18 protein-coding genes and 4 tRNA genes are annotated in these 20,804 nt (G+C 63.3%); 13 read left to right on the forward strand and 9 right to left on the reverse strand.

Features of this window, described 5'->3' with window-relative positions; translation table 11 throughout:
• Positions 1-72: 72 nt before the first annotated feature.
• The 4 genes from NCG91_RS27940 (at position 73) to NCG91_RS00590 (ending at position 4,494) form a co-directional block, all read left to right on the forward strand.
• Positions 73-1,728: a methyl-accepting chemotaxis protein gene (locus NCG91_RS27940; RefSeq protein WP_285816999.1), complete on the forward strand. Its 1,656-nt coding sequence runs from the start codon at positions 73-75 to the stop codon at positions 1,726-1,728.
• Positions 1,729-1,806: 78 nt separating this feature from the next.
• On the forward strand, positions 1,807-2,580 hold the full coding sequence (locus NCG91_RS00580; protein ID WP_251348148.1) for a transporter: 774 nt from the start codon (positions 1,807-1,809) through the stop codon (positions 2,578-2,580).
• A gap of 93 nt (positions 2,581-2,673) precedes the next feature.
• Positions 2,674-3,180 (forward strand): hypothetical protein, encoded by a 507-nt coding sequence (locus tag NCG91_RS00585; protein WP_251348149.1) that lies wholly within the window; start codon positions 2,674-2,676, stop codon positions 3,178-3,180.
• Positions 3,181-3,195: 15 nt separating this feature from the next.
• On the forward strand, positions 3,196-4,494 hold the full coding sequence (locus tag NCG91_RS00590) for an NAD(P)/FAD-dependent oxidoreductase (RefSeq protein ID WP_251348150.1): 1,299 nt from the start codon (positions 3,196-3,198) through the stop codon (positions 4,492-4,494).
• 56 nt (positions 4,495-4,550) lie between these two features.
• Here NCG91_RS00590 and NCG91_RS00595 read toward each other — a convergent pair whose 3' ends face one another.
• Positions 4,551-5,066, reverse strand: coding sequence for a DUF6265 family protein (locus NCG91_RS00595; RefSeq protein ID WP_251348151.1), 516 nt, complete (start codon positions 5,064-5,066; stop codon positions 4,551-4,553).
• A gap of 147 nt (positions 5,067-5,213) precedes the next feature.
• Here NCG91_RS00595 and NCG91_RS00600 point away from each other — a divergent pair, with 147 nt between their 5' ends.
• Complete coding sequence (locus NCG91_RS00600; RefSeq protein ID WP_251348152.1) at positions 5,214-5,813, forward strand: hypothetical protein; 600 nt, start codon at positions 5,214-5,216, stop codon at positions 5,811-5,813.
• A gap of 27 nt (positions 5,814-5,840) precedes the next feature.
• Here NCG91_RS00600 and NCG91_RS00605 read toward each other — a convergent pair whose 3' ends face one another.
• The gene (locus tag NCG91_RS00605; protein WP_099667356.1) at positions 5,841-6,554 is read right to left on the reverse strand and encodes a sensor histidine kinase; all 714 of its coding nucleotides are present in this window, start codon (positions 6,552-6,554) and stop codon (positions 5,841-5,843) included.
• Between the two features lie 282 nt (positions 6,555-6,836).
• On the opposite strand from NCG91_RS00605, the gene NCG91_RS00610 reads away from it, so the two are divergent.
• Positions 6,837-7,232 carry a hypothetical protein gene (locus NCG91_RS00610; protein ID WP_077406391.1) on the forward strand — a complete coding sequence of 132 codons (396 nt, stop codon included), beginning with the start codon at positions 6,837-6,839 and terminating at the stop codon, positions 7,230-7,232.
• 73 nt (positions 7,233-7,305) lie between these two features.
• Here NCG91_RS00610 and NCG91_RS00615 read toward each other — a convergent pair whose 3' ends face one another.
• Positions 7,306-8,289: a GGDEF domain-containing response regulator gene (locus NCG91_RS00615; RefSeq protein WP_251348153.1), complete on the reverse strand. Its 984-nt coding sequence runs from the start codon at positions 8,287-8,289 to the stop codon at positions 7,306-7,308.
• Between the two features lie 306 nt (positions 8,290-8,595).
• Complete coding sequence (locus NCG91_RS00620; RefSeq protein WP_251348154.1) at positions 8,596-11,085, reverse strand: hybrid sensor histidine kinase/response regulator; 2,490 nt, start codon at positions 11,083-11,085, stop codon at positions 8,596-8,598.
• A gap of 427 nt (positions 11,086-11,512) precedes the next feature.
• On the opposite strand from NCG91_RS00620, the gene NCG91_RS00625 reads away from it, so the two are divergent.
• The 3 genes from NCG91_RS00625 to NCG91_RS00635 all read left to right on the forward strand — a co-directional run bounded on the left by NCG91_RS00625 (position 11,513) and on the right by NCG91_RS00635 (position 11,902).
• Positions 11,513-11,589: transfer RNA gene (locus NCG91_RS00625), tRNA-Arg, on the forward strand.
• 82 nt (positions 11,590-11,671) lie between these two features.
• Positions 11,672-11,748: transfer RNA gene (locus NCG91_RS00630), tRNA-Arg, on the forward strand.
• Positions 11,749-11,825: 77 nt separating this feature from the next.
• Positions 11,826-11,902 (forward strand) — tRNA-Arg (locus NCG91_RS00635).
• A 113-nt stretch (positions 11,903-12,015) separates the two neighbouring features.
• On the opposite strand, the gene NCG91_RS00640 is transcribed toward NCG91_RS00635, so the two are convergent.
• Positions 12,016-14,184 carry a hypothetical protein gene (locus NCG91_RS00640; RefSeq protein WP_251348155.1) on the reverse strand — a complete coding sequence of 723 codons (2,169 nt, stop codon included), beginning with the start codon at positions 14,182-14,184 and terminating at the stop codon, positions 12,016-12,018.
• A gap of 270 nt (positions 14,185-14,454) precedes the next feature.
• On the opposite strand from NCG91_RS00640, the gene NCG91_RS00645 reads away from it, so the two are divergent.
• Positions 14,455-14,531: transfer RNA gene (locus NCG91_RS00645), tRNA-Arg, on the forward strand.
• 55 nt (positions 14,532-14,586) lie between these two features.
• Here the strand turns inward: NCG91_RS00645 and NCG91_RS00650 are convergent.
• Positions 14,587-15,462 carry a helix-turn-helix domain-containing protein gene (locus NCG91_RS00650; RefSeq protein ID WP_251348156.1) on the reverse strand — a complete coding sequence of 292 codons (876 nt, stop codon included), beginning with the start codon at positions 15,460-15,462 and terminating at the stop codon, positions 14,587-14,589.
• A gap of 114 nt (positions 15,463-15,576) precedes the next feature.
• On the opposite strand from NCG91_RS00650, the gene NCG91_RS00655 reads away from it, so the two are divergent.
• Complete coding sequence (locus NCG91_RS00655; RefSeq protein ID WP_251348157.1) at positions 15,577-16,533, forward strand: phytanoyl-CoA dioxygenase family protein; 957 nt, start codon at positions 15,577-15,579, stop codon at positions 16,531-16,533.
• Between the two features lie 94 nt (positions 16,534-16,627).
• Entirely contained in the window at positions 16,628-17,773 is a 1,146-nt protein-coding gene (locus NCG91_RS00660; RefSeq protein ID WP_251348158.1) for an alpha-hydroxy acid oxidase, read from the forward strand.
• Here the strand turns inward: NCG91_RS00660 and NCG91_RS00665 are convergent.
• The 3 genes from NCG91_RS00665 to NCG91_RS00675 form a co-directional block, all read right to left on the reverse strand.
• Positions 17,770-18,276, reverse strand: coding sequence for a P-loop nucleotide/nucleoside kinase family protein (locus tag NCG91_RS00665; RefSeq protein WP_251348159.1), 507 nt, complete (start codon positions 18,274-18,276; stop codon positions 17,770-17,772). The genes NCG91_RS00660 and NCG91_RS00665 overlap by 4 nt on opposite strands.
• 192 nt (positions 18,277-18,468) lie before the next feature.
• Positions 18,469-19,125, reverse strand: coding sequence for a hypothetical protein (locus NCG91_RS00670; protein ID WP_251348160.1), 657 nt, complete (start codon positions 19,123-19,125; stop codon positions 18,469-18,471).
• A gap of 41 nt (positions 19,126-19,166) precedes the next feature.
• Positions 19,167-19,934 carry a CPBP family intramembrane glutamic endopeptidase gene (locus tag NCG91_RS00675; RefSeq protein WP_251348161.1) on the reverse strand — a complete coding sequence of 256 codons (768 nt, stop codon included), beginning with the start codon at positions 19,932-19,934 and terminating at the stop codon, positions 19,167-19,169.
• A 179-nt stretch (positions 19,935-20,113) separates the two neighbouring features.
• Here NCG91_RS00675 and NCG91_RS00680 point away from each other — a divergent pair, with 179 nt between their 5' ends.
• Positions 20,114-20,677 (forward strand): GNAT family N-acetyltransferase, encoded by a 564-nt coding sequence (locus NCG91_RS00680; RefSeq protein ID WP_251348162.1) that lies wholly within the window; start codon positions 20,114-20,116, stop codon positions 20,675-20,677.
• Positions 20,678-20,804: the final 127 nt, after the last annotated feature.

The raw sequence follows: 20,804 nt of genomic DNA on the forward strand, positions 1-20,804 counted from the left end.
CGTGTTTTTTCTTTATATTCAAGCCAGTACGCTCCAGTTGCATCGAGTATCGGCCAGTCTATGGGAGAAATCATGTTGAACCGGATGAAGGTGGGAACGCGCTTGCTGGCGGCATTCTTTTGCGTCGCGCTGATGGGGGCCATCGTGGCCGGCATCGGCATCTTCAACATGGGCAAGATCGATACCATGGCGGGGCAGATGTACAACCATGAACTGTTGGGCTTGTCGTACATCAAGGAAGCCAACATCGCCTTGATCAAGGTGGGCCGCGCGCGCAGCAATTTCTTGCTGGCCACGACCGCCGAGGAGCGCGCCACGCGCCAGGCCGATATCGCCAAATTCCTCGAGTTGAATAAAAGCTATTTGGCCAAGGCGGAACCGCTGTTCGTCACGCCGGCCGCCAAGGAACTGTTTGCCCGCTTCGCCGCCGTCGAAGCGGAATATATCGCCACCATGCAGCAGGCGCTGACCCTGGCCGCGGCCGAGCCGCTGGCCCAGCGCAGCGCGCAACTGACCGAGCTGCTCAACAAGACGCGCCAGCATGCCGATGAACTCGACGGCGTGCTGGACAAGCTGTCGCAGCAGAAGGAAGAGCGCGCCAAGGCTGCTTCCGAGCAGGCGTCCGGCGTGTATCAGGCCAGCCGCAGCTTCATGATCGCGCTGGTGCTGGGCAGCGTGGCGGCAGGCCTGGCGCTGGGGGCGCTGATCACGCGCGGACTGACGCGCCAGCTCGGTGGCGAACCGGGGTATGCCGTCAAGATCGCCGGCGCCATCGCCGAGGGCGACCTCACCGTCGATATCCGCACGGCCAGCCACGACAGCGCCAGCCTGCTGTTTGCCATGAAAACCATGCGTGACAAGCTGGTGGGCATCGTCAGCCAGGTGCGCTCGGGCACGGACACCATCAACACGGCCTCGGGCGAAATTGCCCAGGGTAACCTCGACTTGTCGTCCCGCACGGAAGAGCAGGCCAGTTCGCTGGAAGAAACGGCGTCGTCGATGGAAGAGCTGACGTCGGCCGTGCGGCAGAATGCGGACAATGCGCGCCAGGCCAATGCGCTGGCCGGCGCCGCGTCCGACGTGGCGGGCAAGGGCGGCGCCGTGGTGGGGCAGGTGGTGCAGACGATGGAATCGATCAATGCTTCGTCGCGCAAGATCGTCGACATCATCAGCGTCATCGACAGCATCGCCTTCCAGACGAACATCCTGGCCTTGAACGCGGCCGTGGAAGCGGCCAGGGCGGGCGAGGAGGGGCGCGGATTTGCCGTCGTCGCATCCGAAGTGCGCAACCTGGCGCAACGCTCGGCCAGTGCCGCCAAGGAAATCAAGATTCTGATCGGCGACTCCGTCGAGCAGGTGGAAATCGGCTCCAGACTCGTGCATGACGCGGGCAAGACGATGGATGAAGTGGTCACCAGCGTGCGCCAGGTGGCCGACATCATGCAGGAAATCACGGCCGCCAGCGCCGAGCAAAGCGCCGGCATCGAGCAAGTCAACCAGGCCGTGCTGCAGATGGATCAGGTGACGCAGCAAAACGCGGCCCTGGTGGAAGAGGCGGCCGCCGCCGCCGAATCGCTGCAGGATCAGGCGCAGACCCTGACGGAACTGGTGGGCGTGTTCCGCCTGCATGCACAGGCGCAACAGATGGCCGTGCCGGCGTCCAGCAATGTCACGCCGCTGCGCCGGCCGGTGCCGGCCGCCAGGCAGGGCGTGCGGCGCCTGGCCTGAAATGGGGCGGGTCCGGGCGCAATCGGCGCGGCGGTGGTAGGCTGTCGTTATTGCGCGTTTGCCACTTCCGGGTTTCCCATGCCGTCTCCTTCCCTGCCGCTGTTGTGTTTCTCCGTGTTATTGCTCTCCCTGCCGCCGCTGGCGCAGGCGCAGGAGGGCGATCCCGTGCTGCCGTACCGGCCTTCCGTGGCCAGTCCCGCCCAGCTGCCCGTGCCGGGCCAGCTGGAATTCGAGGCGGGCGGCCTGCTGTCGAAAACGGACGACACGCGCCGCGCCAGCCTGCCGTACACGTTCAAACTGGCGTTCAGCCCGGAATGGGGCGTGTTGCTCGAAGGCGAGGGCTTCGTGCGCGCGCGCGACGACACGGGGCGCCGCGAAACGGGCGTGGGCGACACGACGGTCGTGCTCAAGCGCGCCTTTTTGTTCGACAGCGCGACGGCGCTGGGCCTGGAACTGGGCTGGAAGTTGCCCACGGCCAAGGACAGCATCGGCAGCGGCAAGAGCGACGTGTCGCTGAACGGCATTTTCAGCCGCGACCTCGGCGCCGTGCACATGGACGCCAACCTGAACGCCACGCGCCTGGGCGCAGCCGACCCGCATACCGGCAGGGTGCAAACGGGCTGGGCGACCTCCTTTTCCACACCCGTCAGCGAGCGCTGGGGCGCCACGGCGGAAGTGTCGGGCACGCGCTTGCGCGGCGCGCCGGCCACGGCGCAGCTCTTGCTGGCCGCCACCTACAGTCCCACGCCGCGGCTGGCCATCGATATCGGCATGGCGCGCGGCTTGACGGCGGCGTCGCCGGACTGGTCGCTGTTCAGCGGCGTGGTCGTGCCTTTAGGCAAGCTGTGGTGAGATTGCCACGGCAATCCTTATGTGTCCTTGCGAACAAACAGTTGGTTGCACAAGGTCTACAATTGCGGCATAACTGATAAAAGGAGTGTCCCCATGAAAACCCTGATTCTTGCCGCCGTCTTGCTGTCGGCCGCTACCGCTGCCGTCGCCCAGGTGGGCGTCTCCGTCACCGTCGGCCAGCCGGGCTTTTACGGACGCATCGACATAGGCGACTATCCCGCGCCGCAATTGATCTATGCCCAGCCCGTCATCGTGCAGCGCCCGCAATACTATTCGGCGCCCCCCATCTATTTGCGCGTGCCGCCCGGCCATGCGAAACACTGGTCCAAGCACTGCCGCAAGTATAATGCCTGTAACCAAGAGGTATATTTCGTCCAAGATAGTTGGTATAACAACCAATATGTGCCCCGTTACCGCCAGCAGCATGGCGACCATGGCCGTCCCGACTACCGGGACCATGACCGTGATCGTGGCCACTATGATAAGCATGATGACAAGCGCGATAAACATGAAGGCAAGCGCGACAAGCATGATGACAAGCCAGGCAAGGGCCATGGCAACGGTCACGGCAATGGCAATGGCAACGGGCACAGGGATTAACAAGCAGGAGGATCTTTGCATAGTAAAATCGTTATCGTAGGGGGAGGTGCAGGCGGCCTGGAGCTGGCCTGCAAACTCAGCCGCAAGCTCGGCGCCGGCCAGGTCACCCTGGTCGACAGCCGCCTGTACCACATCTGGAAGCCATCGCTGCATGAAGTGGCGGCCGGCACCCTGGACATTCATCAAGAGGGCCTGTCGTATCAGATGTTGGCGCATGACAATGGTTTTACCTATGTCTATGGCCCCCTGATCGCACTCGACGCCGCGTCGAACAGCCTTACCGTGGGCGCCATCGCCACGGACAAGGATGAGCAGCTCTTGCCGCAGCGCACTGTCAGCTACGACCAGCTGGTGCTGGCCGTGGGCAGCACCTCGAATTACTTCGGCGTGCCCGGCGCCCAAGAAAACACGATTTCCCTGAATGCCACGGAAGACGCCGAACGTTTCCGGCTGACCCTGCTGAAACTGCTGGCCATGGCCGAGCAGCGCCAGGGCGACGCGGGCCATCCCGGCGTCGACATCGTCATCATCGGCGGCGGCGCCACGGGCGTGGAACTGGCGGCCGAATTGCGCGAAGCGAGCGGCGTGTATGCCGCGTATGGTTTCCAGAATCTCAACGCCATCAAGGATGTGCGCATCACCCTGCTGGAAGGGGCGCCGCGCATCCTGGCGCCGCTGCCCGAGCGCGTTTCCATCGCCGCTTCAAAATTGCTGCACCAGCACGGCATCACCGTGGTGACCGATACGCGCGTCACCACCATCGAAGCCGACAAGGTGACGGTGGCCAGCGGCACCAGCTATGCGGCCGACATCTGCGTGTGGGCCGCCGGCATCCGCGCGCCGGAATTCCTGTCCACCCTGGGCTTGCCGACCAACCGCGCCGGCCAGCTGGAAGTGACGGGCATGCTCAACGTGCAGGGCCATGCGAATATCTTTGCGCTGGGCGACTGCGCCGCCTGCATGGGGCCGGATGGCAAGCTGGTGCCGCCGCGCGCCCAGGCTGCCCACCAGCAAGCCGATTACCTGCTGAAAACGTTCCTGCTGCAAGCGAAGGGCAAGCCGCCGCAAACCAAGCCGTACGAATACCTGGACTACGGTTCGCTCGTGTCCTTCGGCCGCACCACCTCCGTCGGTACCCTGATGGGTTCGCTGAAGGGCCTGAGCTGGTTCGTCGAAGGCTTTGTTGCGCGCATGATGTATGTGAGCCTGCACCTGATGCACCACAATGCCGTGCTGGGCAGCGTGCGCACGGCCGTCATGGCCATGGGCCGCTTCCTGATCAAGCGCAGCACGCCGCAAGTCAAGCTGCACTGATCGCGCTGTAGTAAACGGTTTGCGCCGGATCAAACAAGGGGCCTTGCGGCCCCTTTTTATTTGCCGCGCGCGACAGGCGCCGCTTCGCAACGGCCCCGCGTCATGGGAAAGTCGATGGTGGTGAATTTGCCCTTCAAGGTGCCGACGATGCTGGCATGCAAGATGCGCTCGCTGTCGCGGCGGTAGATGATGCGGCTCGGAAAGTCATTGTCCAGGTTGGCGAAGATGAATTCATTCGGCTTGTCCTGGCGCAGCAGGTTGAAGATGACGGGCGGCTGTCCCGACGGCTGCACGATGTAGGCCAGCTGGCCCGGTTCCGTGAGGCGGATCTGCACGAATTCAAAGGCCGTCGTCTTGCCGCCCTTGACGGTGCGGCTGGTGCCGAGGATGGTGCCGCCGGCGGCCGTGCTCCATTGTTCGCCGGAACCGGGTTCGGCGCCGTCGACGTTCCAGCAGCCGGCCAGCCAGGCCAGCTTGTCCACGGTTTCCGGCGGCGGCACGGTATTGTCGGCGGCCTGGGCGGCGCCCATGGCCAGCAGCGCTGCCAGCAAGGTCGTTGCGAGTCGTTGCATGCCATCTCCTGTCGTTGCGATGTTAGCGGTCACCGGGGCACGCCTGCGGCGCGCCTGCCCAGTGTAGCCGATGCTGGGCTGCACACGGCAAACACTTTATACTCGGGAAAGATGCCGACCGTCACCACCATCACGCCAAGGACAATCATGCACGATACTTCCACGCAGCCGCGCGGCGCCGCCAGGCCGGGCCAGTTCGACGACCGCTACATCAGCTTGAAAAGCCTGGGCCTGGACCCGGAGCAGCTCGATTTTTACCAGCTGCTGCTGGCCTGCAGGGCCAGGGGGGAAGCCGGGGAAAGCCTGCGGCAGGTCGTGCGTTTCCGCACGGATGGCTATGGCAAGTCCCGCTTCATCAGCGGCCTGGACGCGTTGCCGGCGCCGTTGGCCACGTTTCCCCTGTGGTGTGCCGAGCTTGATGGCTTGCCCGGCGAGCTGGCGCGCGAGGACTTGCTGGCGCGGGCCAGTGCAGCGCTGGAGCAGCCGGCCGGCGTCTTTCTCGCCTCGGCCGGCTGGCGCACGGCATTGCCCGACATTTGGCAAACCCTGCTGGCGCTGGGATGGCGGCAGCAGGGTTCCCCGGCCGATGCCGCTCTGGCGGCGCAATTGACGGATGTGTTGCGTGTTGGACATTTCTTGCAGGTGCTGGAAGGCGATCGCACCAGCCTGGCCGGGCATGGCGCGCGCCGCGATGTGCTGGGGGCGCAACTGCTGTTGCCGGAAGAGGGCATGCCGCTGCCCCGTTGAGGCGGGCAGGGCGCCCGCTGCGGGAAATTATTCTTTTGGCGTAATGCGCGGCAAGACGACGGTCAGGGCCGTGCCGCCTTGCGGATTGGCCGTCAGGCTCAGGGTGCCGCCCAGGTAATGCACGCGCTCGCGCACGGAGCGCAGGCCGTGCTTGCTCATTTCGACGGGCTCGTTGGCTGGCAAGCCGCTGCCGTTATCCTTGACCGTCATCATCAGCGCCTCGTCATTGTCGTCGATGATGATGTCCACCTGCGTGGCGTGGGCGTGCGCGGCGATGTTGCCGAGCGCTTCTTCCAGGGTGCGCAGCAGGGCCACGCCCACGTTGCGCGGGCAAATCAATTCATCTTCGGGCAGGCTGCAGCGCACGGTGATCTTGTGCTGTTCGGCAAATTGCGCGGCCAGCTCGCCCAGCGCGACATTTACGCCGAGAAACTCGAGCTTGTCGTTCCACAGCTTCATCTGCATCTGACGGTTGGTCTCGATCACATTCAGCAGCAATTGCTTCATCGTCGCCGCGCGGTCGAGCAAGGCGGCTTCCTGCGGCATCTTTTGCGTCAGCAGCGACAGGTGCATGGTGAGCGCCGTCAGCGAGGAACCGAGGCTGTCGTGCAGCTGGCGCGACAGGGCGCGCCGTTCATTGTCCCAGCTGGTGTTGACATGGCCGAGCAATTCGCTGAGGTCGGCGGCGCGTTCCGCATCGGCCTGGGACGCTTCCTTGTTCGGATCTGTTTGTGCGGACATAGCGCCCCGTGAATGGTGAAAGGTGAGGACCAAATTCAAGTTGTGGATCATACATGAGGATTTCATCGCGGGGCGCATGGATGAAAAATTTCTGTCTTTTCGGCAATTTTAATCTCCTTCCATTATTTTTATGTGATAGACAATATTATCGTTTGCGCCAGCCGTCGCCGTTCCCGTCGTTACGTACGGCTGCGCACATACCGGGGCGCGCTACGCTGCCATAGTAGGGCCATGCCTCCCCCATGCAGCACTGGCCCGCTTACCGAAACGAAAGGACATGCCATGAATATCGATACCATCGTCGACAAGGAATACCTCGACAAAAGCTTCCGCGACATCGTCAATGCGCCCATCAGCGCCCTGCGCGGCGTCAGCGCAAAAGACGCCAAGGCCTTGCAGCAGGCGTTTGGCGTGACCACCGTGCGCGAATTGTCCAACCTCAACTTCGTCAAATGGGCCAGCGCGCTGGCCATCCTGGCCGATGAAGAGGGCATGAGCGGCGAAGAGCGGGCCAAGGAAGAATTGCTCGACGACGCCGTGGAAATGACCTTCCCCGCCAGCGACCCGATCTCCGTCGATGCGGGCATCACGCGCATCGAAGTGTCGCCCGACACCGTCAATGCGCAAACGGACCACCAGCATGCGGGCCAGCATGAAGTGACGGCTGGCAAGAAATAAAGCCTGCTGGACATGAAAAAACCGGCTGGCCGCGAGGCTTGCCGGTTTTTTTACGCGCCGTGCCGCGTCACCGTCAGGCGATCGATGGAATGCTGCTTTTCTGCATGTTGACCTGCGCCGCGATCACTTCGTGCGGCGTGCAGCAAAAGCGGTTCTTGCCGGCGCGCTTGGCTTCATACAGGGCCGTGTCCGCCGCGCCGAGCAGGGATTCGACGGTGCTGGCGTCGTCCGGGTAGATGGCGATGCCGATGCTGGTCGACAGGCGCAGGGTCAGGTCGTTGATGAAATACGGCTCGGAAATGACTTCGATCAGCTTGGCGGCCGGTTCGCGCGCGTCGCCCTTGCCGGCCAGGTTGCCCAGCACGATGACGAATTCATCGCCGCCGATGCGCGCTACCGTGTCTTCCTTGCGCGACGCGCCCACCAGGCGGGCCGCCACCATTTTCAGGATTTCGTCGCCATAGCCGTGGCCGTAACTGTCGTTGATGGCCTTGAAGCCGTCCAGGTCCAGGTACAGGATGGCCGACTTGCCGCGGCTGCGGGCCGATTGCTGCAGCGTATGCTCGATGCGGTCTTCCAGCAGGCGCCGGTTCGGCAAGCCCGTCAGCGGATCGTGCAGCGCCAGTTCCTGCTGCTGCTTGCTGTATTGCGCCAGTTCCTTGTACAGCAGGCGCACTTCCAGCATGTTGTGGATGCGCTTGTGCACTTCCATCAGGTCGAAGGGCTTGCTGATGAAGTCGCGCGCGCCCGCTTCCAGGGCGGCGATCTTGAAACTCGGTTGCGCCGTGAGGGCCAGCACGGGCAGGTAGCCGCCATGTTCGATTTCTTTCAAGCCTTTCATGACCTGGAAACCATTGAGTTCCGGCATTTGCAGGTCGAGCAAGATCAGGTCGTAGCAATGCTCCTGGTGCAGGGGGCAAACCTGTGCCGGACGCATGGTGGCCGTGACGTTGGTATAGCCGGCATCGCGCAGGATTTCCAGCATCAGGTCGACATTGTCGGGTGAATCGTCGACGACCAAAATTTTGGCTTTCAAAATCTCATCTTGGCTGGGCATGTAAGGTCTCGGTTATACGGTCTATGCAACGCTGGCTTCTACCGCAGATGATGGGCTGACGGCGGTGGAAAAGATAGTAGCGCCTTGCAACAAGATAGGGCGCACAACTGCGCATGAACTCGCTTCTGCCGTTCTCCCCGGCCAAGGTCGCCGCTTCCAGCCTGCCGTGCAGGTGTGCTTCTGCATTTCAGTGTAGCAAACTTCAGCTTAGTTGCTTGTAGGACAGTGCCGCGTCTGAAAGTAGGAAGGCTGACCCATGAAAATAGTCATTTTGTACTGCACTATTTATTTCTTTGCATCATCTTTTTAAGATGGTGTTTTGCGCTCCCGTCCCGGGCGCGCAGCGGCCAGCTGCGCCACGGCCGCCACCAGTCCGGCCGGGTCGAGCGGCTTCGAGATCCAGGCCTGGAAGCCGCTGTCGAGCGCCCGCTGGCGATCTTGCGGTTGCGCAAACGCCGTCAGCGCCAGCGCGGGCAGCCGGGCCAACTCCGGGGCGGCGTGCGCGCGCACTTGCGCCAGCAAGTCGAAACCGTCGGCCTCGGGCATGCCGATGTCGCTGACCAGCACATCCGGGCGCACCTGCTCCAGCAGTTGCAGCGCTTGCGCCACGCCGCCGGCGCCGTGCACTTCGGCATTGTTGTCGCGCAAGATGCGTTCCGTCAGTTCGCGCGCATCGGCGTCGTCATCGACCAGCAGCACCTTGACGCCGCGCAAGTCATGGCTGGAGGGTAGGGCGCTGCCCGCCTGGCGCGCGGCGGCCGGCGTGCCCAGCGGCAGGCGCACGGTAAAGCTGGCGCCCTGCATGTCGCCGGCGCTGCTGACGGTGACCGTGCCGCCATGCTGCTCCACCAGGTGCTTGACGATCGCCAATCCCAGCCCCAGGCCGCCGTGCCGGCGCGTGGTGGAGGCATCGGCCTGGCGGAAGCGGTCGAACACGTGCGGCAGGAAATCCTTCTTGATGCCGACGCCGTTGTCGGCCACCGTGATGGACAGGCGCGACGTCTCGCGGCGCACGCCGATATCGACCCGCCCCCCTTGCGGCGTGAACTTCAGCGCATTCGACAGCAGGTTCCAGATCACTTGCTGGATACGGCTGGGGTCGCCCGTGATGGTGCCCGCATCGCTGGCGATGTTGCAGTGGATGGCGATGTGCTTGGCGTCGGCCGCCGGGCGCAGGGTTTCGATGGCCGAGGCGATGATGCTGGCGGGCGCCAGGGTTTGCAGGTCGAGCAATACCTTGTCGGAAGTGATGCGGCTCATGTCGAGCAAGTCCTCGATCAGCTGCGCCTGCGCGCGCGCATTGCGTTCGATGCTTTGCAGGCCGCGGTGCAGGTCGGCCTGGTCGCGCGTGCCGCGCCGCAGCACCTGGGCCCAGCCGAGGATGGCCGACAGGGGGGTGCGCAGTTCATGCGACAGGGTGGCGAGAAAATCGTCTTTCAGCTGGTTCGTGCGCTCGGCTTCGGCGCGCGCCTCGCGTTCGCTGTCGAGCAGTACCTTGCGCTCTTCGGCGGCGCGCGTGGCGGCCGCGTACAGGCGCGTATTGTCGAGCGCGACGGCGGCCTGGGCCGCGATGGCCGAGACGATGCGTTCGCTGCGCGCGCTGAACATGCCCGCTTGCGGATGGCCGAGCAGCAAGCGCCCCAGCAACAGGCCCGAGCGGGAGCTGACGGGCAGGCTCAGGCAGCTGCGCAGCGGCGGCGCGCCGTCGGCGCTGGCATCGGGCGCGGCCAGCAAGTCGTTCTGGCGCATGGCCGGCCCCTGGCGCAGTTCGGTGGCGATGGCTTCGGCCTGGCGCAGGCTGATGCCGTTGACGGCGCGCGCCGAGGGCAGGGGCGCGGCGCTGTCGGGGATCTCGCCCGCATCGTCATAATAGAAGGCGCCGAAGCGCGCGCCGCTGATGCGCGTGGCCGCATCGACGGTTTCCTGCAGCAGGGCGGGCAAGTCGAGGGTGCCGGCCAGGGCCGCCCCTGTATTGTTGAGCAATTCGAGCACGCGCGTTTCATCGCGCAAGGCTTCCTGCGCGCGCTTGACCTGGTCGACGTCGGTGCTCGTGCCAAACCAGCGCAGCAGCTGGCCGCCCCGGTCGCGCACGGGATTGGCGCGCGTCAGGAACCAGCGGTACTGGCCGTCGGCGCCGCGGATGGGAAATTCCATTTCGAAGGGCGTGCCGTCGCGCAAGGCGGCCTTCCACGCGTGCAGCATGGGCGGCAAATGCTGCGCGTGATAGGCGATGCTCCAGCCGTCGCCCGCCATCTGTTCGGCGCTGGTGCCCGTGTAGTCGTGCCAGCGCTGGTTGTACCAGGCAATGGTGCCGTCGAAGCTGGCGATCCAGGCCAGTTGCGGGATGGAATTGGCCAGCGCGCGCAAGTCTTCCTCGCTGTGGCGCAAGCTTTCCTCGGCCTCCTTGCGCTGGCTGATGTCCTGGATGTACGTGGTCAAGCCATCGCTGGAAGGGAAGATGCGCACTTCCAGCCAGCGCCCCAGCGGCCGGTACAGCAGTTCAAAGCTGCTGCTGTGCTGCTGCGCCATGGCGCGCCGGTATTGCACTTCCAGTTCCGTCCCCTGCAGGGAGGGGCAGGCTTGCCACAGGCTGCTGCCTGCCAGGCTGGCGCCGGGCGGACGCTGCGGTGCGAGCATGTCGGCGCCGCGCGTATTGATATAGCGGATGGTCCAGTCGCGGTCGAGCAGGCAAAAGCCATCGGTGATGCTTTCCATTAAGTTTGCCAGGCGCTCGCCGGAGAGGCTCAGCGGCGCTGATGGGGGCAGCAGATCTTGCGTGCGGTCAGGCTTGGCCATCGGAAATCCTGCAACAGTGAGTCTGCCGCACGGGCTCTTGCCCCGCCGGGCCGCCGCCGCTAAGCTCAGTTAAATGGGTCATGATGGTCAATGCCCGCGCCATGAATGAGGGGAGGCACAAGCGCCCCTGTCTGGCTGGTATTGTAGCCCCAAGCGGCGCAGCGCCACCGCACGCTTGCGCGTTGCCTGCAGATAGCACTGGACAGGCTGGAAAGCAGTCCCTATAATCCCGCTTCTTTCGAGACAGCAACTTCTCGATTCGCTGGAAGCTCCTGTGAAAGCAGAAGTGTCCATCGATAAAAAGGCGTCAGCTTTTTAGCAGTGAAAAGGTAGTCGATCATGCGGGGCGGTATTCTGCAAAATCAGCTAAGCGATTGAAAAATCGAACTTTTCAAAGCGAAATGAATACGCTATAATGTTTGCCTGCGCGGCTGTAGCTCAGCTGGATAGAGTACTTGGCTACGAACCAAGGGGTCGTGGGTTCAATTCCTGCCAGCCGCACCAGAATACTGAAAATCAGACTTTGCCTGGTTTTGTTGTAACAAGTTTCACCTCCATGTTGTTAATGGAATGTTGTAGAAGTTTTGCGGCTGTAGCTCAGCTGGATAGAGTACTTGGCTACGAACCAAGGGGTCGTGGGTTCAATTCCTGCCAGCCGCACCAGTATTGCCAGCATCGGGTTTTCCCGTGCTGATGAAAGTTTCAAGCTTCGCGCCGTCCGGCGAAGTGTGTCAGAGTTTGCGGCTGTAGCTCAGCTGGATAGAGTACTTGGCTACGAACCAAGGGGTCGTGGGTTCAATTCCTGCCAGCCGCACCAGTATTTGCAGTAAAGAAAAACCCGGAAAGTTCGCTTTCCGGGTTTTTTTTCGTCCGGCGCAATTGCAGCGGGCCGCCGATGGCGCGGCCTGCCGCAGTTGCGCCAATATCCCATCAATTCGGATACGGCTGGCCCGAGGACGCCTGGTTGCCCAGGACGATGGTGGTCACCCACAGCCCGCCATTCGTCACGGGGCCGGTGAACTTGAACAGCGAGCTGCCCGATTGCGCCGGGTCCGCCACATTCGACGCCAGGCTATTCAATCCCGAAGTCGTGAAGGTGCACGCGGTTTCTTGCCCAACAGCATTTTGTTCCGCGTTCAGCACGGGCGTGGCGCCATTGAACAGGTACAGGCCGCAATTGTCCATTTTCGATCCGTAGGTGGCGGACTGCGTGTAATTGAAGGTCACCGCGCCATCGAGCAGGGTGGCGGCCGGGATGGACGACAGTTTCGCCGGCGTGATGCTGGTGATCGTGGCGAACAGGCTGGCCTGGTTTGCCCGCGCAAACGCTTTCGACAGGGGCACGGCATTGATCTGGAACGGGAAGGCGCTGACGGGGCCGTTCGCTGTCTTCAGGGTCCAGACATACACCTTGCCAGGCGCCACTTTCGTCTCGTCGATGCAGGCCGTGCCGGCGCCCAGGCCCGGCGTGCCGGCGGGCAAGCTGGCCAGGTCCTGGCAGCTCTGGATCGCTTCCGCGTTATTGTAGAAGGCGCTGGCAGCGCCATTGCTGTCGGCAATCCGCATGTGGGTGTAGCCCGTGGCTGGCAGGATCAGCTGCAATTTGCTGCCGGCCGTGCCCGGTATCTGGAAGTCGCCGAATGTCGTCAGGCCCGGTCCCCGCACGTCGATCTTGTTGATGGCCGGATTGTCCTGCAGCACGGTGTCGAGCTCGACGTGCGCGGCCCATTCGCGCGCAAAGGTGGCCGCGCCCGCACCGTCGAGGCTGCGCTGGATGCGCGCATTCATGTGCATGTCCAGGTGGCCGCTGCCGGCCAGCTTCCAGCCGCCGGCGCAGGCGCTGGTATCGCTCGTCTTGACCAGCTTCCAGTTGAGCATGCCCGCATCTGTTCCTATGCGCAACTGTACCCATGCGCTGCTCGGCTTGCCTGCGGTGAAGCCGATGGCCGTCGCCCCGGCGCCCAGGCGATTGTTGATGAAGTCGGCGACGCGCGATGTCGAAGTGCTGCTCGACGACGTCAGCGTGGCGATTTCATCCGTGCTCAACGGTTGCATGTTGACGCTGGCCAAGCCCAGCGCTTCGATCGTCAGCCCGGCATGGGCGGCCTGGTCCGTGCTGGTCAGGGCCGACACGATTTCCGCCTGGCCCACACCCGTCCCCATATTGAAGGCGCTGTCGATGAACGGCGACACGGCCGCCGTCGACGGCGCGACGAAGCCCGTCTTCGGGTACAGGGCGCTGAGCGAGGCCATGCAGGCGCGGATTTCCGGCAAGACGCTGGCCGCGGCGTTTGCCTTGAGCAAGTCGGCATCCGATGGCGGCGTCGCTGCGGGGATGGTGGCGGCGCCGCCGGCGGCGGCAGGCAAGGTCACGCTGCCCAGCGTGCTGTTGGTGGCAATCAGGGTGACCGTCGCCATGGCGCCTTGCGCTTCCGCGGGCGCGACGAGAATCTGGTCCAGCACGGCATCCATCCCCGTGCCGTTGGCAACAAAGGCGCCCGTCAGCGGATTGGTGTTGCTGGTGTTAATCGGTTTGATCATGGCGACGACTGCGGCGATGGCCGCATCGAGCCGTTGCTGGGTCGCGGCATTGGCCAGCGCCGCGGTGCAGGCGGCCGGGACGGCATTGGCGACGGGCGCGCAAACGCTTGCCAGGGCGGCGCCGCCGGGCTGGCCCGACGCCGTGGAAACGATCAGGTCGGTCAGCGGCGTGATATTGACGGTTTGTCCCGCTGCCGTGGCGATGGAATTCATGGTTACTTGCTTGCCGCCGGCCGTGCCGGTGATGCTGAGGAGAAAGGGCGCCGTCATGCCGCCCACGTCGAGCGTGTATGCCCCGCCGGCGCCGGTACTGACGGCCACGGAAACTTTGCCCTTGCTATCGATGGCAATCACGCTGCCCGCGACGGGCGCGCCGACGGCGGCGGTGCCGCTGAGCGTCGTGGCTGGCGGCGGTGCAACGGGCACGACAGGAGGGATGGGCGCAACGGGTGCGACCGGGTCGGCGGGGGTGCTGCTGCCGCCGCCGCACGCGGCCAGCATGAGGGTGGCGGCACAGGCGGCAGCCAGAGGCAATAATTTGTGCAAGTTCTTCTTCATGGTATCCCCTTAGTATTTTTATTAAAATTACTGCTAGTAAACATTCTCAAAGTTTTCCATGAATTGCAATTTATTTTTCTTGGATGCATTAATAATGAGCAACAAGTAACAAAGCTGTCGGTTTCGCGCCGCAGTCTGGAAAGAAATGTGATGAAATGAGCAAGAGTGCGGCGTGCGTGTGCCGCCGCAAGACAGGAGTGGCCGCCAATTGTGAAATATCGCCGCCACGGCTTTGCCATTCTGCAAAGCCCTGCTATAATCTTGTCTTAGGCGGCTGTAGCTCAGCTGGATAGAGTACTTGGCTACGAACCAAGGGGTCGTGGGTTCAATTCCTGCCAGCCGCACCAGAATATCGGGGGTCAGATTGTAAAATCTGATCCCCTTTTTCGTTTCTGAATGGATTTATGCTGCGCCAGTGGCGCCACGCCGGTATTGCAGGCGAAACGCGCGCGGCGTCACCTGCCTGGCGGCGCGGAACTGGCGGTTGAAATGCGCGAGGTTGCGGTAGCCAGCCTCTTGCGCGATGACGGCGATGGCGAGATTACTTTCGATCAGCTGTTGGCAGGCGCGGCCGATACGCAGCCGCGCCAGGTATTCGCCGGGCGTGCAATGCGCGTGGCGCTTGAAACAGCGGTGAAAGGCGCCCAGCGACAGGGCCGCCCGCTGCGCCAGCGTTTCCAGTGCAAGCTCTTCCCGGAAATGCGCGTGCATGTAGTCAAACACGATTTCCATGCGCTTTTGCTGGCCATCGGCATGCACCGGCGCCAGCGCTTCCGAGGCCAGCGGCTGCGCACCGCCATCGCCAGCCAGGTCCAGCAGCACGTCGAGCAACAGCGGCAGGCGCTGCGGCACGGGCAGCGCATTCAATTGCAGCAGTTTCTCTGCGCTGCGCGCGCTCGTTGCCGGCGAAAAATGCAGGGCAGGGCCGGCGCGGCGCGCCAGTTGCCGCACGCCGTGCAACTCCGGAAAACAGGCCGCCAGCTGTTCCACCCATTCGAGGGAAAACCATACGACGACGGCCAGCATGGGCTGCGTGCCGTCGATGCGTTCGCTGGCCGACCATGTGTGCGGTAAATTCGGCCCCAGCAGCACCAGGTCGCCCGGCTCGAAATCGCCCAGGTGGTCGCCGATGTAGCGTTGCCCCTGCGCATTGACCGTCAAGGTCAGCTCGAATTGCGGGTGGTAATGCCAGAGGAAGGGAATCGCATCGAGTTCGCGCCACAGCAAGCCCCAGGAGTGGCCCGTCGGAATCGTGACTTGTTCAAATAAAGGCGTCATTGTGACGTTTTAAGGAGGGTGGTGGTCAGGATAGTATCAGTTTTGGTTGCTGTGCACGCATTTTACGCGGCACTGCCGGAGCACAATCTGTCCACACCAACACAGGAGACAGCGATGCAAAACCGATATCAGTACGGCGAAGACCGTCCCGGCAATCCATCCGTGGCTTACACGGAACAAACCCAGTTGCGCGACATACAAAAACAGTTGCCCTTGCGCGTGCTGTCCGACAGCGATTTCCTGCACTGGCAAACCTACGGTTACGTCATCGTCAAGGATGCCGTGACGCCGGAACAGGTGCGCCGCACGACCGATTTCCTGTGGGAATTCCAAGGACTCGACCAGCACGACCCCTCCACCTGGAACCACGGCCAGTTGCGCGACCACGCGATGAAAGAGCTCAACGGTTCCGGCATGGTCGAGGCCTATCACAACCAGACCCTGTGGGATAACCGCCAGACCCAGCGCGTGTACGACTCCTTTGTCGACATCTGGGACCGTCAGGATCTGTGGGTGACCATCGACCGCGCCAACCTGAACACGCCGAACAATGGCAAGCGCAAGTTCGGCGGCTTCATCCACTGGGATGCCGACACCACGCTCGACCCGCTGCCCGTCAACGTGCAGGGCGTGCTGGCCCTGTCCGACACTTCGCCCGACAGCGGCGGCTTTCAATGCTATCCGGAATTGTTCAACAACTTGCTGGCGTGGCGCAAGACCGTGCCGCAAGAGCGCAACCCGTGGCAGCCGGATCTGGCGACGGTGCCGTATCCGATGGAATTCATCGCCATGAAGAAAGGGGAGTTGTTGATCTTTAACAGCCTGCTGGCGCACGGCATCCGCCCGAACACATCGACGGACCAGGTGCGCCTGGCGCAATACATTTCCTTCACGCCAGCCCAGGAAGACAATCAAGCCTTGCGCGACTGGCGCGTGCAAAGCTGGCGCGAGCGCAGCGCGCCGCAAGGCTATGCGTTTCCCGGCGACCCCGAGGAAAAGGAACAGCTGCGCTATCCGCAGGCGCAGCTGACAGCGCTGGGCGAGAAGATCCTCGGCGCGCGCGGCTGGTAAGCGTGGCGCCACGTCCGATGGCATTGCCTGCCGGATAGACAATTGCCGGCAAATGCACGATCATGGCTTGACTTGCCATCGACCGAGGAAACGCATGAGTATCATCACCTGCATCGAAGACTTGCGCGTGCTGGCCCAGAAACGGGTGCCGCGCATGTTTTACGACTACGCCGATTCCGGTTCCTGGACGGAATCGACGTACCGCGCCAACAACAGCGATTTCGCCAAGATCAAGTTCCGCCAGCGCGTGGCCGTCAACCTGGAAAACCGCAGCCTGGCTTCGACCATGGTGGGCCAGCACGTGTCGATGCCGGTGGCCCTGTCGCCCACGGGCTTGACGGGCATGCAGCATGCGGATGGCGAAATCCTCGCGGCCCAGGCGGCCGAGCAATTCGGCGTGCCGTTCACCCTGTCGACCATGAGCATCTGCTCGATCGAGGACGTGGCGGCGAACACGACGAAACCGTTCTGGTTCCAGCTGTACGTGATGAAAGACCGCGAATTCATCAACCGCCTGATCGACCGCGCCAAGGCGGCCAAGTGCGGCGCGCTGGTATTGACGCTGGACTTGCAGGTGCTGGGCCAGCGCCACAAGGACTTGCGCAACGGCCTGTCGGCGCCGCCGAAACTCACCATCCCCAACATCCTCAACATGGCCACCAAGCCGCGCTGGGTGGCGGGCATGCTGGGCACGAAACGGCGCGGCTTCGGCAACATCGTCGGCCACGCCACGTCCGTGTCGGACATGTCGTCCCTGTCGGCCTGGACGCAGCAGCAGTTCGACCTGAGCCTGTCGTGGGCGGACGTGGAATGGATCAAGCAGCGCTGGGGCGGCAAGCTCATCATCAAGGGCATCATGGACCCGGAAGACGCGCGCCTGGCCGTGGAAAGCGGCGCCGACGCGCTGATCGTCTCGAACCACGGCGGACGCCAGCTCGACGGCGCGCAATCGTCGATCGAAGCCTTGCCCGCCATCGTCGACGCCGTCGGCAGCCAGATCGAAGTGCACATGGACGGCGGCATCCGCTCGGGCCAGGACGTGATCAAGGCCGTGGCGCTGGGCGCGAAAGGCGTGTACATCGGCCGCCCGTTCCTGTACGGCCTGGGCGCCATGGGCGGGCCGGGCGTCACCAAATGCCTGGACATCATCCGCAATGAACTGGACTTGACGATGGCGTTTTGCGGCTTGCGCGACCTGCAGCAGGTGGACAAGAAAATCCTGCTGCCGGGGACGTTTTAAGCGGCAATCCGCACGATTTCAAAACCTTCCGATGCCTGGGGCGGCACGAAGTGGCGCGTGATGTCATCAAATTGCGCGTCGCTGGTGGAAAACGGGTGCAGCCCGCTGGCATTGCGCTGGTGCAAGCGCGCCTTGCATTCCTCATCCGTCACGTCGAGGTAATGCAGCACGTGCGGCGTGCCCGCCTGCTGGAACAGGTCGCGCATCCAGGCGCGGCTGGCTGGCGTATTCGCGGGGAAATCGAGGACGACGGACACGTCCGCCTGCAGCATCTGCAGGCACAAGGGGGCGATGGCCGCGCGCAGCCGCGCCGCGCAAGCCGCGTAGTCGGCCAGGCTGGCGATCTGGCCCGGATACAGCTGCGCCAGCAAGCTGTCTTCGCTGATGCGCACGGTGTGCGGCGCCTGCGCAAGGCGGGCGGTCAGGGTGGATTTGCCCGAGGCAATCTTGCCGCACACGAGGTGCAGGGTGGGGGAGGCGGTGGTGCTGGAGGTAGGGGACATGGTCGCTCGCTAGAAAGAAATAATGCCTGCGAGACGTCTTGATCTATTGTTGCAAATCAAAGCCGCCTCCCGGGCGGCTTTGGCAATCACAGTTCTGCTAAGCCACCATCGTTGGAATGGCGGCAATAATCGATGGCAGGGGCGGGAATGGCGATTGCATGACTGAACGATGCCATGGAATGGCGGGCGCTGTCAATTGCCCAGGCGCGTCCATGGCTCGCGGAACGTGGCCGCATCGAGCGGCTGCGCATGCGGGTCGTCTTGCTGGAACAGGCCGCCGATCAGCATATCCTGGATGGCGTCCGTGAAGCCGCCGTATGGCGAGGCGCTACCCCACTGGCGTTGCGTGTGGGCGAAGACGACGGCGTCTTGCTGCGCCGCCAGCTGCGTCAAGGCGTGCCGCAAGGCGGCGGCCGCTTCCGGCCCCATGTCCGTGGCGATGGCGCACACCAGGCGCTGGCCAAATTGCAAGGGTTTGTCTGCTCGTCCCAGCAGCGATTCGTTGGCCAGGGCGAGGAACACATCGGGCGCCTGGTCGCCCTTTTCGCAAATGGTCCAGGTGGGCGCCCACGCTTCCAGGCTCATGAAGCGGGCGTCGCGTGTTTCCGGCGTATGCGTCCACTTCGCGTGCGACTTGTCGTCCCAGTCCAGGCGGCCAAAGGAAATCGGCTTGCCCTTGGGATTGTATTGATGGCTGCGCACGCCGGGCTTGCCCCTCGCGCTTGCCTGCGCCATGAGGCCATCGAGGCTGGCGGCGAACGGCATCCATTGCGCCGCATCCCACAGCGGCGCCGCAGCGGGCGCGGCCAGCAGCAGGAATACTTCGTAATCACGTGAAAAAAACGCCATGCAGCTTCCTCGGCAAGTGGATGGAAAATTGTGTCGCAATATTATAGTTGCGCTTGCGACAGGACGGCGCGCTGGCTGGGGCGCAGCAGGTAGACGCCGTACAGGCACAGGGGCAGCACGGCCAGCAGGGCGATATACGGCAGGATAGACGCGCCGTCTTCGGCCGGGTTGGGCAAGGTGGCCGTCACCAGCGCGTAGTCCCACAAGCCATGCACGAGCACCATGGGCCAGATGGAGCGGGTGCGCAGGCGGATGGCCGCGTAGCCGACGCCTTGCAGGGTGGCGGCCACGGCTTGCCACAGGGCGCCGCTGACGTCGCCCGTGGCCAGGCCGTTGGCCGTATGGGCCAGGCCGAACAGTGCCGAGGACATCAGGACGGCGGGCCAGACGGCGTAGCGCTCCAGCATGCCTTGCAGCAAGATGGCGCGGAACATCAGCTCTTCCGAGACGGCCACCAGCGCCGCATTGCAAGCGACGATCAGCAGCACGCGCGGCTGCGGCCAGCCGCCGGCCCAGGCCAGCAACAGCATCAGCAGCGCATACAGCAGGGGCGGCGAGACGAGCCACAGCGTTTTCCATGGCTGCGGCGCGCACAGGCCCGCCGCGCGGCGCCGGCTTGAGGCCAGCAGCAGCGCCAGCGCGAACAGGGCGGCCAGCGCCCACGACAGGCCGATACGGCCGGTGACGGCGGCGCCCGGCAAGGCGTAGCCGGCCGCTTCCAGCCAGCGGCCGCCCAGGCTCAAGCCCAGCCAGATGGCCAGTGCGATGAGGGTGACCGGCATGGTGAGGGCGATTCTAGGGAAGGGCATGGTTGGCTTCGGTGTTGGCCGCGTCGGCTACTGCGTATATGGGCGAATCATGAAGTTGCATCAATGATATGGTGGAAATATTGCCATACTACATTAAAAGCAGGCGTACAAAATTGCCACATCGTTATAGTTGCATGGAATAATAAGCCTTCGTCCGTTTGCCGCCAGACTGGAGAGCCATGACCTACAGCAAGACCATCACCACTGAACGATTGATCCTGCGCAAGCCGCAACCATCGGATGAGGCGGCGCAGTTCGCCATGCATTCCGATCCCGAAGTGATGCGTTATTTCAGCGAACCGCCATGGGAAGACACGGGCCGCGCCACGCGCCAGATTGCCGAGGACATCGCCGCTTTCGAGAAAGAGGAATTCTTCCGTTTCGCCGTCGAGCTGAAGGCGACGGGCGAATACCTGGGCAGCTGCAGCCTGTTTTCCGAGCACCGCCAGAATCGCCGCGCCGAGATCGGCTACGCGCTGGGCCGCCCGTACTGGGGCAAGGGTTATATGCACGAAGCGCTGTCGGCGCTGCTGGAATTCGCCTTCATCGAGCGCGACCTGAACCGCCTGGAAGCCGATATCGACCCGCACAACGCCGGTTCGGCCAGCGCCCTGGAACGCCAGGGTTTCAACAAGGAAGGTTTTCTGCCCGAACGCTGGATCGTCGGAGGCCAGGTCAGCGATTCGGCGCTGTATGGCTTGCTGCGCCGCGAATGGGAAGCGCGGCGCAAGGGGAGCAAGTGAATCTGCTTGTCAAAGAGTAGTAAAAGCTTTATAGAAAGAATTGATATTCATGGGGAATTTCAAGTTAATTTAAGTGGTTGTTGGATAAGTATAGTAAATTGAATAAAGTACATTATTTTAAATATTT

The organism is Janthinobacterium kumbetense (assembly GCF_023703445.1).
GTDB lineage: Bacteria > Pseudomonadota > Gammaproteobacteria > Burkholderiales > Burkholderiaceae_D > Janthinobacterium > Janthinobacterium kumbetense.

Excerpts from the sequence above, each read along its gene's own strand:
- NCG91_RS00655 (WP_251348157.1), top strand. The coding sequence starts at position 15,577 with ATGCAAAACCGATATCAGTACGGCGAAGACCGTCCCGGCAATCCATCC.
- NCG91_RS00585 (WP_251348149.1), top strand. The coding sequence starts at position 2,674 with ATGAAAACCCTGATTCTTGCCGCCGTCTTGCTGTCGGCCGCTACCGCT.
- NCG91_RS00595 (WP_251348151.1), bottom strand. The coding sequence starts at position 5,066 with ATGCAACGACTCGCAACGACCTTGCTGGCAGCGCTGCTGGCCATGGGC.
- NCG91_RS00640 (WP_251348155.1), bottom strand. The coding sequence starts at position 14,184 with ATGAAGAAGAACTTGCACAAATTATTGCCTCTGGCTGCCGCCTGTGCC.
- NCG91_RS00680 (WP_251348162.1), top strand. The coding sequence starts at position 20,114 with ATGACCTACAGCAAGACCATCACCACTGAACGATTGATCCTGCGCAAG.
- NCG91_RS00665 (WP_251348159.1), bottom strand. The coding sequence starts at position 18,276 with ATGTCCCCTACCTCCAGCACCACCGCCTCCCCCACCCTGCACCTCGTG.
- NCG91_RS00610 (WP_077406391.1), top strand. The coding sequence starts at position 6,837 with ATGAATATCGATACCATCGTCGACAAGGAATACCTCGACAAAAGCTTC.
- NCG91_RS00580 (WP_251348148.1), top strand. The coding sequence starts at position 1,807 with ATGCCGTCTCCTTCCCTGCCGCTGTTGTGTTTCTCCGTGTTATTGCTC.
- NCG91_RS27940 (WP_285816999.1), top strand. The coding sequence starts at position 73 with ATGTTGAACCGGATGAAGGTGGGAACGCGCTTGCTGGCGGCATTCTTT.
- NCG91_RS00650 (WP_251348156.1), bottom strand. The coding sequence starts at position 15,462 with ATGACGCCTTTATTTGAACAAGTCACGATTCCGACGGGCCACTCCTGG.
- NCG91_RS00675 (WP_251348161.1), bottom strand. The coding sequence starts at position 19,934 with ATGCCCTTCCCTAGAATCGCCCTCACCATGCCGGTCACCCTCATCGCA.
- NCG91_RS00615 (WP_251348153.1), bottom strand. The coding sequence starts at position 8,289 with ATGCCCAGCCAAGATGAGATTTTGAAAGCCAAAATTTTGGTCGTCGAC.
- NCG91_RS00605 (WP_099667356.1), bottom strand. The coding sequence starts at position 6,554 with ATGTCCGCACAAACAGATCCGAACAAGGAAGCGTCCCAGGCCGATGCG.
- NCG91_RS00600 (WP_251348152.1), top strand. The coding sequence starts at position 5,214 with ATGCACGATACTTCCACGCAGCCGCGCGGCGCCGCCAGGCCGGGCCAG.
- NCG91_RS00670 (WP_251348160.1), bottom strand. The coding sequence starts at position 19,125 with ATGGCGTTTTTTTCACGTGATTACGAAGTATTCCTGCTGCTGGCCGCG.
- NCG91_RS00620 (WP_251348154.1), bottom strand. The coding sequence starts at position 11,085 with ATGGCCAAGCCTGACCGCACGCAAGATCTGCTGCCCCCATCAGCGCCG.
- NCG91_RS00660 (WP_251348158.1), top strand. The coding sequence starts at position 16,628 with ATGAGTATCATCACCTGCATCGAAGACTTGCGCGTGCTGGCCCAGAAA.